15 protein-coding genes are annotated in these 14,956 nt (G+C 64.1%); 2 read left to right on the top strand and 13 right to left on the bottom strand.

The window, feature by feature from the left end:
• Positions 1-3: 3 nt before the first annotated feature.
• From MHX52_RS03005 to MHX52_RS03035, 7 genes are all read right to left on the bottom strand, one after another.
• Positions 4-549 (bottom strand): hypothetical protein, encoded by a 546-nt coding sequence (locus tag MHX52_RS03005; protein ID WP_239316495.1) that lies wholly within the window; start codon positions 547-549, stop codon positions 4-6.
• 2 nt (positions 550-551) lie between these two features.
• Positions 552-1,418: a hypothetical protein gene (locus tag MHX52_RS03010; RefSeq protein ID WP_237746221.1), complete on the bottom strand. Its 867-nt coding sequence runs from the start codon at positions 1,416-1,418 to the stop codon at positions 552-554.
• 68 nt (positions 1,419-1,486) lie between these two features.
• Entirely contained in the window at positions 1,487-2,491 is a 1,005-nt protein-coding gene (gene hemB, locus MHX52_RS03015) for a porphobilinogen synthase (protein WP_239316497.1), read from the bottom strand.
• 35 nt (positions 2,492-2,526) lie between these two features.
• Positions 2,527-4,413, bottom strand: coding sequence for a uroporphyrinogen-III synthase (locus MHX52_RS03020; protein WP_035002960.1), 1,887 nt, complete (start codon positions 4,411-4,413; stop codon positions 2,527-2,529).
• A gap of 146 nt (positions 4,414-4,559) precedes the next feature.
• Entirely contained in the window at positions 4,560-5,654 is a 1,095-nt protein-coding gene (hemC, locus tag MHX52_RS03025) for a hydroxymethylbilane synthase (protein WP_193393330.1), read from the bottom strand.
• Between the two features lie 8 nt (positions 5,655-5,662).
• Positions 5,663-7,126, bottom strand: coding sequence for a glutamyl-tRNA reductase (locus MHX52_RS03030; protein WP_239316499.1), 1,464 nt, complete (start codon positions 7,124-7,126; stop codon positions 5,663-5,665).
• Between the two features lie 150 nt (positions 7,127-7,276).
• Complete coding sequence (locus tag MHX52_RS03035) at positions 7,277-7,564, bottom strand: glutaredoxin family protein (RefSeq protein WP_049048888.1); 288 nt, start codon at positions 7,562-7,564, stop codon at positions 7,277-7,279.
• Between the two features lie 85 nt (positions 7,565-7,649).
• Here MHX52_RS03035 and MHX52_RS03040 point away from each other — a divergent pair, with 85 nt between their 5' ends.
• A complete protein-coding gene (locus MHX52_RS03040) occupies positions 7,650-8,906 on the top strand; it encodes an HAD-IB family hydrolase (RefSeq protein WP_239316501.1) in 1,257 nt (418 codons plus the stop codon).
• Positions 8,907-8,998: 92 nt separating this feature from the next.
• Here MHX52_RS03040 and MHX52_RS03045 read toward each other — a convergent pair whose 3' ends face one another.
• From MHX52_RS03045 to MHX52_RS03065, 5 genes are all read right to left on the bottom strand, one after another.
• Positions 8,999-9,100 carry a 30S ribosomal protein bS22 gene (locus tag MHX52_RS03045; RefSeq protein WP_003855542.1) on the bottom strand — a complete coding sequence of 34 codons (102 nt, stop codon included), beginning with the start codon at positions 9,098-9,100 and terminating at the stop codon, positions 8,999-9,001.
• A gap of 285 nt (positions 9,101-9,385) precedes the next feature.
• Complete coding sequence (locus tag MHX52_RS03050; protein WP_005292138.1) at positions 9,386-9,586, bottom strand: helix-turn-helix domain-containing protein; 201 nt, start codon at positions 9,584-9,586, stop codon at positions 9,386-9,388.
• A gap of 323 nt (positions 9,587-9,909) precedes the next feature.
• Entirely contained in the window at positions 9,910-10,776 is an 867-nt protein-coding gene (gene proC, locus MHX52_RS03055; protein WP_035002958.1) for a pyrroline-5-carboxylate reductase, read from the bottom strand.
• Positions 10,777-10,928: 152 nt separating this feature from the next.
• A complete protein-coding gene (locus MHX52_RS03060) occupies positions 10,929-12,053 on the bottom strand; it encodes an AI-2E family transporter (RefSeq protein WP_239316503.1) in 1,125 nt (374 codons plus the stop codon).
• Positions 12,054-12,178: 125 nt separating this feature from the next.
• Positions 12,179-13,114 (bottom strand): Ppx/GppA phosphatase family protein, encoded by a 936-nt coding sequence (locus MHX52_RS03065; RefSeq protein ID WP_049048885.1) that lies wholly within the window; start codon positions 13,112-13,114, stop codon positions 12,179-12,181.
• Positions 13,115-13,147: 33 nt separating this feature from the next.
• Between MHX52_RS03065 and MHX52_RS03070 the strand changes: the two genes are divergently transcribed.
• Positions 13,148-14,104 (top strand): hypothetical protein, encoded by a 957-nt coding sequence (locus MHX52_RS03070; protein WP_239316505.1) that lies wholly within the window; start codon positions 13,148-13,150, stop codon positions 14,102-14,104.
• Between the two features lie 27 nt (positions 14,105-14,131).
• Here MHX52_RS03070 and MHX52_RS03075 read toward each other — a convergent pair whose 3' ends face one another.
• Positions 14,132-14,824, bottom strand: coding sequence for a response regulator transcription factor (locus MHX52_RS03075; protein WP_035002955.1), 693 nt, complete (start codon positions 14,822-14,824; stop codon positions 14,132-14,134).
• Positions 14,825-14,956: the final 132 nt, after the last annotated feature.

Genomic DNA, 14,956 nt, shown 5'->3' on the forward strand with positions numbered 1-14,956 from the left:
CCACTAGCTCCGCAGGCTGTCGCCCGGCAGGGTGCCGTCGCCTTCGATGGGAGGGCCGTCGAGCCGATGCCCGGCGTCAAAAAACGGGTTAACCGCAGGGCGGTAGGCCAGCAGCAGCGCGACTGCCAACAGCAAGGCCATGATGGCCTGGCCGGGGCCGGTGAAGCCGAAAACCCACCCTGCCAGCATGAACAGAATGCCCAGTGCGCCGAACCACAGCACCAGGCGGCGCTTGCCGCGGTAGCCGTCGCGCACGCCGCGGGAGAAGTAGACCAGCACCGCGCCGACTACGACGTTGATGCCGCCGAGAATGCGCACGTTGTTGCGCACGAAGTCCATGTTCTCGGCTTCCTCTGCGTTCATCGGCTCGCGATCCCACGAGGCCGTCAGGGCCAGCACGCCGAAGAAGATCATCAGTAGCCCCACAACCACCAGCATGGCGAAGCTGACGATCACAAGGCGCGGCGTGGGGTCCCCGGGCTGCCAGTACTTAACGTCGCGGTTAGGATCCTGGCCACCCGGAACCATCGAAGGAAACATCGCGGGCATGGTCAGCGCCCTCCCCAGGTGTGGTCGGTGTGATCGGTGCGGTCTTTATCGTCGCTGTTCTTTTGTTCTTTTCGCTCTTCTTTTTGACGCCGCGTTTCCGCCTTGTACTCCTCCATCTCCTTGGAGTACTTCTCCATCTCCTTGACGCTGGGCATACCCAGCCAGTCGTGGTTCTCCGGGCGAGACATAAACCACAGGCCCAGCGCAGCGCATACGCCGGACAGAATGGTCAGGATGCCGATGAGCAGCACGAAGCCTACGGGCATGAAGTCCGGCCCGCTAGCGAACGTGATGAGCACCGCGTTGAAGATCATGAACACGGAGGCGACGTTCAAGAACAGGCGGGAGTACGGAGCTCCGCGGCCTGCGCGCCAGGCCAAGTAGGCACAGGCTGCCGAGGCGATAATGCCCCACATCAGTGAGCTGATGTTTACCTGCGTGGCGATCTCGGAGGCATCCTGATCTGCAAGAACGCTGGCGAACATGCCGCTTTGGCTATCGAGGATGCCCTGGCTGCTCTGGGTCAGTGCGCGCGGGTCGACAATGTTGGCCACGAACTGCACCACACTTGCCAGCAGCTGCAGCACGGCTACCGCCAGCCAGGCCCATACGCCGTAGCGGACGTCTTCCGGCGCCTCCTTGAGGTTCGGCGCGAGGCCGTCCTTCCGCCCCACCTTCGGAGGCTTCGGCGGCTTCGGGGGTTGCTGCGGGCCGTGTGAACCATACGGCCCCTGCGGGCCGTGCGGCCCCGGCTGCCCCTGCAGGTTCTGCTGGCCTCGCTGTGGCCCCGGCTGCTGGCCGTGCGAGCCCGGCTGGGGGCCGCCCTGGGAACCACCCTGGAGGCGGGGGTCGTGTTGCTGTGTGCTCATATGTGCGCTGCTGTCGGTGCTGTTCATACAGCCATCTAGCCTACTGTGATTACTGGTGGTTAAGCATCTTAGCCCTGCAGCATCTGCGCCACGCGGGTTGCCCAGTAGGTCAGGATGATGTCCGCCCCGGCGCGGCGGATGCCATAGATGGATTCCATGATCGCAGCTTCCTCGTCGATCCAGCCGTTCTGGGCGGCTGCGGAGATCATCGCGTACTCGCCGGAGACCTGGTAGGCAGCCACTGGCACCGGGGACATGTTCGCGACTTCGCGCAGCACGTCCAGGTAGGGCATCGCGGGCTTGACCATCACCATGTCCGCCCCCTCGTCGATGTCCAGCTGAGTTTCCAGGATGGATTCCCGCAGGTTGCGGGGGTCCTGCTGGTAGGTGCGGCGGTCGCCCTGCAGGGAGGAGCCCACGGCCTCGCGGAAGGGGCCGAAGAACGCGGAGGCGTACTTCGCGGAGTAGGCCATGATCGATACGTCCTGGTGGCCGGCCTCGTCCAGCGCCTCGCGGATGTGGCGGATCTGCCCGTCCATCATTCCGGAGGGGCTCACGATGTGCGCACCGGCCTCGGCCTGTGCAACTGCCATTTTCGCGTACTGCGGCAGGGTTGCGTCATTGTCCACGATCTGGTGGCCGTAGCGGTCGGTGGAGAGCACGCCACAGTGGCCGTGGTCGGTGAACTCGTCCAGGCACGTATCGGCCATCACCAGGATGTCGTCGCCGAAGCGCTCGCGGACGGCGCGCAGGCCGCGGTTGAGAATGCCGTCCTCGGCTACTGACTGGCTGCCGGTCGCATCCTTGTCCTCATCCAGCGGCACTCCGAACAGGTCGATGGATCCCACGCCTGCGTTCGCGGCTTCCTCCACCGCGCGTAGCAGCGAATCCTCGGTGTGCTGCTGCACGCCGGGCAGGCTGGTGATGTCCCGTGGGGCGTCCAGCCCATCGGCGATGAACATCGGCAGCACCAGCCGGTTGGGGTTCAGGTCCGTCTCCGCAGTGAAGTTGCGCATCTGCGGGGTCGTGCGGAGTCGGCGGGGGCGGCGGAACGGGGTGTAGTTCGAAGTCATGCCAACGATGCTACTCCCGCGTCCGGACGGGCTTGTTAGGCCCCGGTGTCCTTCTTCTCGCTCGTCTTTTTACGACGCCGCCTCCGCTTCCGCGGAGGCGGAAGCTGTCCCTTGGCGCGCAGGTCAGCCACGTGGTCAGCGAGGGCGTCCACAAGCTCCGGCACGCCAGCGGCCTCGGGCATGACGTCGACGCGCAGGCCGTGCTCGCGAGCGGTCTGTGCAGCCATCGGCCCGATGCAGGCGATGATGGTGCGCGTGTGCGGCTTGCCCGCGATGCCTACCAGGTTCTTCACGGTCGAGGAGCTGGTGAAGCAGACTGCGTCGAAGCCGCCGGTCTTGATCATGTCGCGGATCTCCGGGCTGGGCGGGGCGGCGCGGACGGTGCGGTAGGCCACGACGTCCTCTACGTCCCAGCCCAGGTCGATCAGGCCGTCGACCAGCACGTCGGTGGCAATGTCGGCGCGCGGCAGCAGCACGCGATCCACCAGGTCCAGGTCTGGGTCGTGCGGCGGGAAGACATCCACCAGGCCGGCTGCGTTGCGCGCATCGTCCTTCGGCAGCAGTTCCGGGGTGATTCCCAGGTCCTTCACTGCCTGGGAGGTCTTCGGCCCCACTGCGGCCACGCGCACGCCCGCCAGGGCGCGGGCGTCGAGTCCGAACTCGCGCAGCTTCTCCCACACGGCCTTCACTGCGTTGACGCTGGTGAAGACGATCCAGTGGTAGCGGCCATCGACCAGCCCCTTGATGGCGCGCTCCATCTGCACGGGGCTACGAGGTGGCTCGACGGAGATGGTGGGCACCTCCACGGGGATAGCGCCGTGCGAGGCCAGGCGGGCGCTCATGGGGCCGGCCTGGTTCTTGGCGCGCGGCACCAGCACGGTCCAGCCATACAGGGCGCGGTTTTCCCACCAGGAGTACTTGGAGCGGTTGCCCACCTGGGAACCCAGCGTGACGATCAGCTCGGCGGGCAGCTCGCCATCCTTGGCGGCGGGGCCGGACTGGGTGGTGATGGATTTCAGCGTATCCAGAGTCGCATCGTAGCTGCGCTGGCGGCGGGTGGTGCCATGTAGCGTAACGGTCGCTGGAGTGGTCCCGGCGATGCCGCGGGCCTTCAGCTCCTGCGCGATGGTCGCCAGGTCACCCGGGGCGGCGGTGAGGATCAACGGCAGCCCGGAGGCAGCCAGCTGATCCCAGTCGGCCCCACCGCGAACATCAGCCTCGGTGACATCCGGGCCAAGGCCAATACCGGTGAAGGCGGGAACGGCCACGGATCCGGTCATGCCGGGGATGACCTGGAATTCCACGGGGCTTGCCGCGACGTGCTGCAGCTCGTGCATGACCGCCGGGTTGCTCAGTGGGTTACCGGCGACGAGGCGAACAACGTCGTTGCCTGCCTTGGCGCAGGCGACCATCTGCTCGGCCAGAACGTCCGGGGCGACGGCATCCGGCACCGGCTCGCCGTAGGTCTCTGCGCCAGCATCTGCACCAGTATCTGTGCCGGCACCTGCGTTGGCCCCTGCACTTGCCTCTGCGTCAATCTCAGGGTCGGTGTCCGCCGGGGCGGCCAGCACGATCTCCGCAGCGGTCGGCGGTGCGGGGCGCGGCGGTCGGCGACGCGCACCGGCCTCCTTGGCGGCCTTCACCTTCGCCTCCCACTCTGCCTCGGCGGCATCCAGCTTCTCCTGCGGCACCGGCAGGCGGGTGGCGATGATGTTCTGCACGGATTCCAATACCGACGGATCCACCCACGCATGGGCAGTGGTCTCCAGAATGTCGCGCGCGCGGATGGTCAACAGCTCCGGGTTTCCGGGGCCCGCGCCCACGAAGAGGATCCGGCCGCATCCAGTGGGTGCCAGGTCGGCGACTGCCGCCACTGCGGCGGAATCAGCGCCTCCTACCTGGGCATTTCCGGAATCGGTCATAGTGGAACTTTCTAACTTGTCGGGTCTGTAATTGTCTCTTAAAAAATCTGCTTGGGGCGGCCGTGCGCGTGTAGCCCCGGGCTACGTGCACGGTGCCGGTGAAGTTTGAGGGGCGGGGCGCCGCAGGGGGCGTCCCGAAGAAAAAGCTATTCGGCCTCGGCCACTAACTCAGCGGCACCGTCCTCGAGTAACGCTCTACCTATGTCGGTGCCTATAGCCCTGGCGGCTTCTATGCACTCGCGCCAGCGGGGCTCCTGGGCGGCTGGGAATCCCTCGTCCGCGGTCGGATCCGGAATGTCGAAGGCAGCCTCGCCGCTGCGCACCAGCTTGCGGGAACCATCCATGGCGAACACGCCACCAAATACGCGCAGGACGTAGCCCTTGTCTGTGCCTCCTGTGCCTTCTGTGCCTTCCTGCTCCACCCACTCAGAGTATGCGGCAACCGGCGCGGTGCAGCCGGCCTCCAGGGTGGACAGCACGGCGCGCTCGGCCACGGCAGCCATGTGGCTGGGCAGGTGATCCAGGTGGCGAACGGCCTGCCAGGCGGCCTCGTCATCCGCGCGGACCTCCACGCTCAGCGCACCCTGGGCGGGCGCGGGCATAATCGTGGACGGGTCGATCGACTCGGCGGCGCGGTCCAGCTGGCCGACGCGCTCCAGGCCCGCGCGTGCCAGAACCACCGCGTCCAGATCCTTTTCCGTCCGCCCCATGCGGGTATCAATGTTTCCGCGCAGCGGCATAAGCTCCAGGTCCGGGCGCACCGCGCGGATCTGGGAAACGCGGCGCGGGGCGGACGTGCCCACCTTGGCGCCCTGGGGCAGCTCCAGCAGGGGCTGGTTGCTTCGGCTGACCAGCACCTCGCGCGGGTCCACCCGACGCGGGACGACTGTGCGGAAACGCGGGTCCGGAGCAGTCGGCAGATCCTTGAAGGAATGCACGGCCACGTCGCACTCACCGGCTTCCAAGGCCTTGCGCAGCGTCTCGGTGAACACTCCCACGCCAATCTGCGCGACCGGGGTCTGCGCCGCCTGGGAGGCATCGCCCGGGGTCTGCACCAAGTGCAGCTCTGCGGCGTAGCCAGCGGATTGCATCCCGGCGCGGACGTGGCTGGTCTGCGTTGTAGCCAGTGCGGACCTGCGGGTGCCGATCAGGAAAGTGCGGTCGCCACCGGCCACTGACTTAGCTGAGTTAGCGGCGTTGGTGGCGTTAGCGGGATTAGCGCTATTCGACGTTGCGGACATGGAAAGTCTTAAGCCTCCTTCGCTACCTGGCTAATGCGGGCAGCGCTTGGAATTTGATCGGCACGGGCAGAGGTTCCCGCGGTCTGGGCCGGCCTGGTGTCGGTCTGCCCCGGCTGGGTCACCGAATCCACCATCCCGTTGGGCAGGTTGAACAAGGCAGCCAATGCATCCGGGTAGCTGACCTGCTGGCCACCGGCGGAAAGCTTCTTGGCCTGCACCGTTGGGGTGTGCAGCAGCTTATCCACCACGCGCTTCATCGACTTGACCACAGCCGCGCGGTCGGCCTCTGACATGTCGGGGGTCAGCCGCTCCAGCGTCATCAGCTCTTCGGCCATGACCTCCCCGGCCTTCTGCCGCAGGGCCTTCACGGTGGGCACCACGGACTGCGCACGCTGCTGCTCCAGGAAGCTCTGCAGCTCGTCGGCCACGATTTCGCGCGCCGGATCCTCGTCCTGCACCCGGTCGCCGGCCATCGTCGTGAGCTCCTCGATGTTCAGCAGCTTCACGCCGTCGATGTCAGCCACGGAACGCTCGATGTCCGCAGGCATGGACAGATCAATCAGCACCTTCGTGCCAGCTGCCCCCATGGCCGCGCGTACGTCCCGCTCGGTGACCACATTGCCCACCGCACCGGTTGCGGAAACCACAATGTCCACGGCACTCAGGCAGTCTGCCACCCCGTCCAGCGGCACGGCGGAGGCATCCACCCCCGCCTCACGCGCGTGGTTCACCAGGTTCTCCGCGCGCGACAGCGTGCGGTTGGCCACGGTCACGTGGTCGATACCCAGCCTGCCCAGGTGGGTGGAAGCCAGGGATGCCATAGCCCCCGCACCGATAATCAGCGCGCGGTGGCCGGCGAGGGGTTGGGACGAGGGGGCGTCATCCACAACAGAAGAAAGAGCACGTGCGGGTTCGATGAAGCGCAGCGCCTGGTCCACGGCGAAAGACACCATGGAGGCACCCGCCGAATCGATGGCGGTCTCGGAGTGCACGCGCTTGCCCGTCCGCAGTGCGCGCTGCGTCAGGTCGTGGAGGGTGCGCCCGACCGTGCCGGTCTCGTTGGCAGACTGGTAGGCGCTGCGCATCTGGCCGATGATCTGCTGTTCGCCGATGACCATCGAATCCAGCCCGGAGGCGACCTTCAGCATGTGCTCGGCCGCGGAGTCCGCGTAGTGCACGTACAAGTGCGGCTCCAGCTCGGTGGTCTCCAGCCCAGAGAACTGCGCGATCGTGTCCACCACGTGATCTAGCCCGGAGTGGAAAGCGTTGGCGACCGTGTAGAACTCCATGCGGTTGCAGGTGGAAAGCACCAGCGATTCGGAGATCACGTCGTTATCCACCAGCGATAGCTGCATCTTCGGCAGGTCCGCATCGGCGACCGTCGCCTGCTCCAGCATGGTCACCGGAGCCGAACGAAAAGACAGTCCGACCAGCAACACCGACGCGGAACCAGTCCGGGTGCTACTACTCATATGTCTTCATGCCTCCTGCGGGGATCACTTGGGGGACGGCCGCGCGCGGGGCTAAACCCCCAAGTAGTTACGAGTGTCTACGGTAGCCCTTAACCCACCCCGTTGCCAAAACGAGTTCGCGAGGCTGCTATATAGCGGCAAAACAGTGCCCTAGCCCTGCTCCAGCGCCGCGATCAGCTCGTCATCGTCGATTTCCCAGCACGCGACCTCCTCGTCGTCGACGAGCACTACGGGCACGCGGTCGCCGAACTCTTGTGCCAATTCCTCTTTTTCTTTGGTGACGCCACCACGGTCCAGCTCAATCACTTCCACCGTCGTGCCGAAGCGGTGTGCGATGGGCAGGATTTGCTGGTGCACGCGGGCACAGGAGCCGCACGTCGAGCGGCTGATCAGCTGCACTCGTGCGGGCTGGGCTGGGGAATTATTGTCAGAGTTCACGGCCTTCCATGCTACCCGCCGCACAACTTCGGACTAATAGCTCTCGGCAGCGCCCTGGTCGCACTTTCGGGGTAACTTATTGTGTGTGAATGCAGCGCCTGATCTAGAACCGTCGAACCGCCCCACCCCGGCCCCAGGCCGGAATGCGGGTGAGCGCGCGGCCCTGTTGGCGCAATTGCGCGACATTGGCAGCGAATGGCGGGGATACCTGCGCGCGCTGTCCCTGACTGCGCAGTCATTCCTCCGCGAGTTCCGGGAGGAACGTTTAGGAAAATCCCGCCGCGAGAAGCACTCAAGCGATGCTGAACGTCTGGCGGCGGAGAAGGTGGCGTCCCAACCCAAGAAACACGAACACTCCACCCCAACGACACAGAACCTGCAGGTCGGGTACGGCACCGGCGCCCCACAGGCGCTCTGGGAGCTCAGCGAGGCGCAGCTGGATCAGCTGGCGCACAGCTACGAGATCGAGGGCGACCAGCTGCGCACCGGGCTGGCCAACCTGGAGGGCGCGGGGCTGTCGGCGGAAAAGCCGCGGCATCTGGATCACCCCGACCCCTCGATCCCGCAGGATGCCGGAGTCGGCGCGTTCTTCGACGTGGACAACACGCTGATCAAGGGCGCCTCGATCCTGCTCTTCGCCCGCGGGCTAGCGAAGCGGCGCTTCTTCACAGCCCGACAGCTGCTGGGCTTCATTTGGGTGCAGATGAAGTTCCGGGTGCTGGGCAAAGAAAGCGCGGACGACATTTCCAGCGGCCGGGAGCAGGCGCTGGCGCTGGTGAAGGGCCGCAAGGAATCCGAGGTTATCGACATGGCCCAGGAGATCTGGGCGGCGACGATCGCGGAGCGCATCTTCCCGGACACCAAGGAGCTGGCCGACATGCACATTCAGGCGGGCCAGCAGGTGTGGCTGGTGACTGCCTCGCCGGTGCAGCTGGCGCAGATCATCGCCAAGGAGCTGGGTTTCACCGGCGCGCTCGGCACCGTGGCGGAGGTGAAGGATGGGCGCTTCACCGGGCGGATGGTCGGCCACATGCTGCACGGTGAGGAGAAGAAGCACGCCGTTATCGCCCTGGCCAACTACGAGGGGCTGGATCTGCAGCGCTGCACCGCATACTCGGATTCCGTGAACGACCTACCGATGCTTTCCACCGTGGGCACGGCCGTGGCGATCAACCCGGATTCCAAGCTGCGCAAGGCGGCACTGGAACGCGGCTGGGAGATCCGCGACTACCGGCGGGTGCGCCGCGCGCTCCGGCGCATCGGCGGGGCGCGGCTGGCAGCAGGGGCTGCCCTGCTGGGCCTGGCCGGCGGCGCGGGAATGTGGGCGCGGAAGCGGCGCTAAAGCTCACCCGGGAACGCAAAAACCCACCGTGGCCACGCCCCTTTTTGAAGGGCGCCTGCGGTGGGTTTCTTTCTATATGCGGCAGCGGAAGGCTACTTACCGAGCTTCCTACGCTGAACGCGGGTCCGGCGCAGCATCTTGCGGTGCTTCTTCTTGGACATGCGCTTGCGGCGCTTCTTGATGACAGAACCCATGGGGTAAGCCTCGTTTCTCTCGGTTAGTTATCTCTTCAGGTTAAAGGTCTGCTCCCCCACCGCCGGACCTTATACGGCGGTAGAGAAGATGTGTCCTCGGATGCACGCTGCCTGCCACAAGGGGCTGCCGTTATGGGCTGCCGCGCAAGAGTTGCTTCACATCCGTAGACACGAATGCTCCACAGTTTAGCCCCCAGCACCCTGGAGAAACAAAAATCCCCCATCACCGGGCGGGTGGCTCAGGCCACCTGACTCCGAAAATGGGGGACTGTTGCGTCTCGCTGATTAGCCGGTCTGGCCGGGGTTGTACTCGGAAGCTCCGAGGTACGCCTCAACAGCGGATCCACGAACGCGGAAGTTGCGGCCGACCTGTACGGCGGGCAGCTCCTCCGAGTGGATGAGACGGTAAACAGTCATCTTCGACACGCGCATCAGATCGGCGACCTCTGCGACGGTCAGAAATGTTCCATTTTCGGTGTTAGCCATAGATCATCACTTTCTTTGCGCTCTCATGCGCTGCAGGCTTCCCCTCCTGCAGGACTTCACACGTGATCGCTCGCGAACCATCATAACGTGAACCATGTGAATAATGTGCAACAAGGGTGACCATTGAGGGCAGATTGCTACTTGTGGCCTACGCAACTCTAGGTGCCACAAGCCCACGCCTGTTACCGAGCGTGACTGGATTGAACAGGCGTGATTTGTGTTAAACCGTTGTGTCTAAAAAGATCACTGAGGCCGCTCGGAGAGGGGAAGAAATTAACCCCATTTGGGCGGGGCTCGCGCCCACGCACCGGACGCAGGCGCGCTTAGTTATCGCCGTTAGCTCCGTTCGCACCAGGCTTCGGCGCACCCAGTTCCTCGGAGCGGTCCTTACATGCCTCCATGGCACGGAAGAACGCTCCGCGAATGCCGGACTCCTCCAGTTCGCGCAGAGCCGCCGCAGTGGTTCCTCCGGGGCTGGTCACCTTGGTACGCAGAACGGACGGCGTATCCCCGCCCTCTGCTAGGTTTCGGGACATCATGGTGGCCGCGCCTTGCACGTTGGCGATGGCCAGCTTCTCCGCCAGCGGACGGGCGAGCCCCAGCTGTACGGCAGACTCGATCATGGCTTCCACGACCAGGAAGATGTATGCCGGGCCGGAACCGGAAACGGCCGTGACTGCGTCCAGCTCCTTTTCCTTAACGATGACGGCCTCGCCGACCTTAGACATGATGTCCTGCACCGTGTTCAGCTGATCCTCTTCGGCAAAGCGGCCACCGGCGATGCCAATCGCACCCTTGCCAACCAACATCGGGGTGTTCGGCATGGTGCGCACAACGGTGGTGCCCGCAGGCAACGCGGACTCCATGGTGTTGATAGTCACGCCTGCCGCCAAGGAAACCACGATCGTGTCCTGGGAGTTGCTGTCCAGCACCTCGGCCACCTCGTCCAACACGATGGGAACGATGTTGGGCTTCACGCAAATGAATAGGATGTCGGTGCCTTCAGCGGCTTCGCGCCCCTCGCGGGCGGTGACCATACCGTACTTATCCTTGAGTTCGTCCAGACGCTCCTGCGACGGGTCCGCGACGATGATCTTCTTTGCGTCTGCGGCACCTTCGGTGTCCGCAACGATTCCGGCGAGCAGGGCTTCGCCGATGTTTCCTCCGCCAATAATTCCAATTTGAGTCATATAAACCAGCGTGCCAGGATTGGCGGCTTCCTGCTACCCGCCCATTCTTAGCCCCCAGGTTCTAGTTCCCCCAATGTTCGCTAGTTCCCCACAAAACCCAAAAAGGGCGCTGGTTCCCCAACCAGCGCCCCGCTCACATCACAGGAGACTTCTTACAGCCCCTGGATCAGTCGCGGCCCGATCGTCAGCACCAAACCGACGACGGCGGCGAGAATCATCAGCAGCTTGTCGCGGTGGCGCAGCAGCGCGTGCACCAACCCGACCAACAGCAGCGTCACGGCGATGGCCAGCACCAACGCCAGAACCGCCGGAGCCTTGGCCCAGATCAGGCTAAAGCCGAAGAACACGCCCACACCCACGGCGATCGCCAGGATCGCCTGCAGGATCATCATGGGCCAGGAGATCGTGTCGTCTTCGTACTCGACGACCTCGCCGTCCTCGAGGGATTCTTCGAGCTGCGCGAACTGTGCCTGCTCGTCACTGGTGGCCTGCACCCCCGACTTGACGCCCACCTTGTCAGCAGCGTCCGCCTCAGTCGACTTAGCAACCCCAGCGGCGCCGACTGCTCCAGCTCCGCCCGCTGCCGCTGCCGCTGCGACTCCGGCCTTGCCAGACTTGCCGGGCTTGTCAGACTTGTGAGACTTGTCAGTCTTACCAGACTTGTCGGCGTCACCAGGTTTGTCGGCGGCGCCGGGCTTGTCAGCCTTGCCCGTTTCGGCAGGCTTGATCGGCTTAACTTCCTTGGTTGCCTTCTTGGCCTCCGGCTTCTTTACTTCAGGCTTCTCGACCTCGGGTTTCTCAGCCTCCGGCTTTTCGGCCACCTTGCCACGCGCGACCTCGCCGAAGGTCGGCTTTTCAGCCTCTACACTCTGGGAGCCCTGGGTGCCCTGGGCATCCTTGGAGTCCTTGCCTTCCTTTGCGTCCTTGGCAGCTGCAAGCTGGCCAGTCTTCTCCTCCGGGCGCTCCGGGGTACGACTTACGGAACGCTGATCCGGCTGGGACTTCTGGTCCTGCTTCTCCTGCTTCTCGGGCTGCGCCGTCGCAGCGTCCTTAGCGGCATCCTTCGGAGCGGCCTTATCAGCAGGCTTGACTGCAGACTTATCCGCAGCGGCATCGTCCTCGGTCTGGACTACTGGAATGGAACCCGTCAGCTCGGCAACGGAAACGCCGCCCTTCTCCAAGTTGCGGTGACGGCGTCGACGCCGGCCAGTGTCAGCAGAACTTGGTTCGCGCCCGTTACGGGCGAGAAGTTCGGCGACTGTCAGCTTCTCACTCATCCATTGATCCCATCACTTGATCACTTACAGCGCAGTCTCAACTGCCCTCAAGCGTCACTTTAAACATATGTCTTCAAACACACTACTTTACTCGCCTACATATAGGCGGAAGCAACTGGCGTTATTTACGTCAGATCCGGATTATGGTCGAGCTGACGGAAGATCACGCCCTCGCGCAGCGCCCACGGACACATGTGCAAAACCTCGATGTCCAGCTTGCGCATCGCCGCCTCGGCCACCAGCGCACCGGCAACGACCTGGTGCGAACGCTCCGCGCTCACGCCTTCCAATTCCGCTCGGTCGGCGGCGGTCATGCGGGAAATAAAGGCGATCAGCTGGCGCAGGCCGGCCTGGGTCAAGGTGCGCTTGACTCGCGGACCTGCCGAAGATGGCGCCGCACCCGTCAGGCGCGCCAGCATCCTAAAGGTCTTGGAAGTACCCACCGCCAGGTCAATATCGCCGGAATCCAGCAGCTTTTCCACCGGATCATTCAACTCTTCATCGATGAACTCCCCCAGCTCCGCGACTTTCTTTTTAGATGGCGGGTCGGTGTCGAACCATTCGCGGGTCAAGCGCCCCGCACCCAGATTCACACTGCAGGCGATGTCCGGGTCCTCGTCCATGCCAATGGACATCTCCAGGGAGCCGCCACCGATGTCCAGGTCGCAGATACGCCCTGCAGACCAGCCGTACCAGCGCCGCACCGCCAGGAACGTCAGCCGCGCTTCCTCGTCCCCCGACAGAATCCGCAGGCGCACGCCGGTTTCATTCTCTACCCTGTCCAGCACTTCCTCGGCATTCTCAGCCGAGCGGATCGCGGAGGTAGCAAAAGGCAGCATTCCCTCGCAGCGGAACTGGTCTGACATCTCCTTAGCCAGCGCCACCCCGTTGAGCAGCTTCTCCTGCCCCTTTTCGTTGATGGCACCCTTCTTGTCCAGGTATTCCACCAAGCGCATGGGAGTCTTCCAATTGCTCATTGGAGTCGGCGGCCCGCCGCGCTGTGCATCGACGACCACCAGATGAACCGTATTGCTTCCTACGTCAAGCACACCTAATCGCACGCACCCCAGCCTAATGGGTCTACGGTGGAACACGTGAATGAAACGTCTGCGGAGATTGAATCGGGCACCTCGAACAACGAGCTAGCCACCGGCTATCCGGAGGGCACACCCGCTGACCTATCCATCCGCGCGGGCCACGAAATGCCCGCTGACCACCCTCGCGAATGGTTGGAGTTCATCGACCCCGCCGATTCCGAGCACATCATCCAGGTGGATCTCACGTGGTTGCTGTCCACGTACCGTTGCCGGTTTGGTACCGAAGCCTGTTTAGGTATTGACGCCGAGAATCCGGACGTCGGCTGTTGCACCCACGGTGCATTTCTCACCGACGAAGACGACCGCGCGACCCTGCGGAATGTCGCGGAAAAGCTCACAGCGGAAGAGTGGCAGAACCGCCCCGCGGAGATGGATGAATGGGAGGCGAAGGGGCGTCCACAAGAAAAACGCGGCGACGACATCGAACCGTGGCTCGAATGGGACGAGCTAGAAAACGACGAGGGCGAGATGGAACCCGCGTTGAAGACCGTGACCACCAACGGGGCGTGCATTTTCGCCAACCGCGAAGGGTTCCCCGGAGGCCGCGGCTGCGCGCTGCACGCCTGGGCGTTGCGCAACGACGTCGAGCTGACCGCAGCGAAGCCCGAAGTGTGCTGGCAGGTGCCGCTGCGGCGACTTGAGGACTGGGAAACCCGCCCCGACGGGGTAGAGATGCTGCGGACAACCGTCACCGAGTACAACCGCCGCGGATGGGGCGACGGGGGCGAGGACTTTGACTGGTACTGCTCCTCGGACCCGAACTGCCACGCGGGCGGCGAGGCATTGTGGCGCACCGGGCGCGAGGAGCTGACGGAGCTGATCGGCGAGGAGGCCTACGAAGTGCTGGCCGCGCACTGCGAGGAGCGGGAAAAGCTGGCGCAGGTATCGCCTAGCGGGTTTCCGTTGCTGTCGATCCACCCGGCGACGGCCGAAGCACGGCGGCGCGGGATTTAAACGGGGTAAGGCACACCCTAGGCGGGGTTAGGCCTCGAACTTGTAGCCCAGGCCGCGGACGGTCACCAGAATCTCCGGGCGGGAGGGGTTGCGCTCGATCTTGGAGCGCAGGCGCTTGATGTGCACGTCCAGGGTCTTGGTATCGCCGACGTAATCGGCGCCCCACACACGGTCGATCAGCTGGCCGCGGGTCAGCACGCGGCCGCTGTTACGCATAAGGTACTCAAGCAGATCGAATTCCTTGAGCGGCATAGGAACCTTCTGCCCGTCGACGGTGACGATGTGGCGCTCCACGTCCATCATCACGCGATCCTCCTGCAGTACCAGGCCGTCGTCGGCGGGAGCCTCGACCTCGACCTCGCCGCCGCGGCGCAGAACAGCGCGGATGCGGGCGATCAGCTCGCGGGCGAAGTAGGGCTTGGTCACGTAATCGTCGGCGCCGAGCTCGAGGCCTACGACCTTATCGATCTCACTGTCGCGAGCCGTCACCATAATCACCGGCACGCTGGAGGTCTGGCGCAGCTGGCGGCACACCTCGGTGCCGGACATGCCGGGCAGCATCAGATCCAACAGAATGATGTCGATGTCTTCCGCAGCGAAGGTATCCAGCGCAGTGGGACCGTCCGGGGCCATGAAGACCTCGAAACCTTCCTTTTTCAGCAAAAACGCAAGAGGTTCCGCCAAAGACTCCTCGTCTTCGACAATCAAAACGCTCGTCACAGCCGCTCAATAACCTTTCAAAGAAAAATTTTTAAAGCTACAGAAACTATCCATAACTATCGTAACGTGCCCACAGGCTTTAGGGAGTAGCAACCCTCAAGACACCCAGTTCACTAAGGGATCACCAAAAGA

It is taken from the genome of Corynebacterium sp. ACRQJ (genome assembly GCF_022346045.1).
In the GTDB taxonomy this organism is placed as follows: Bacteria; Actinomycetota; Actinomycetes; order Mycobacteriales; family Mycobacteriaceae; genus Corynebacterium; species Corynebacterium evansiae.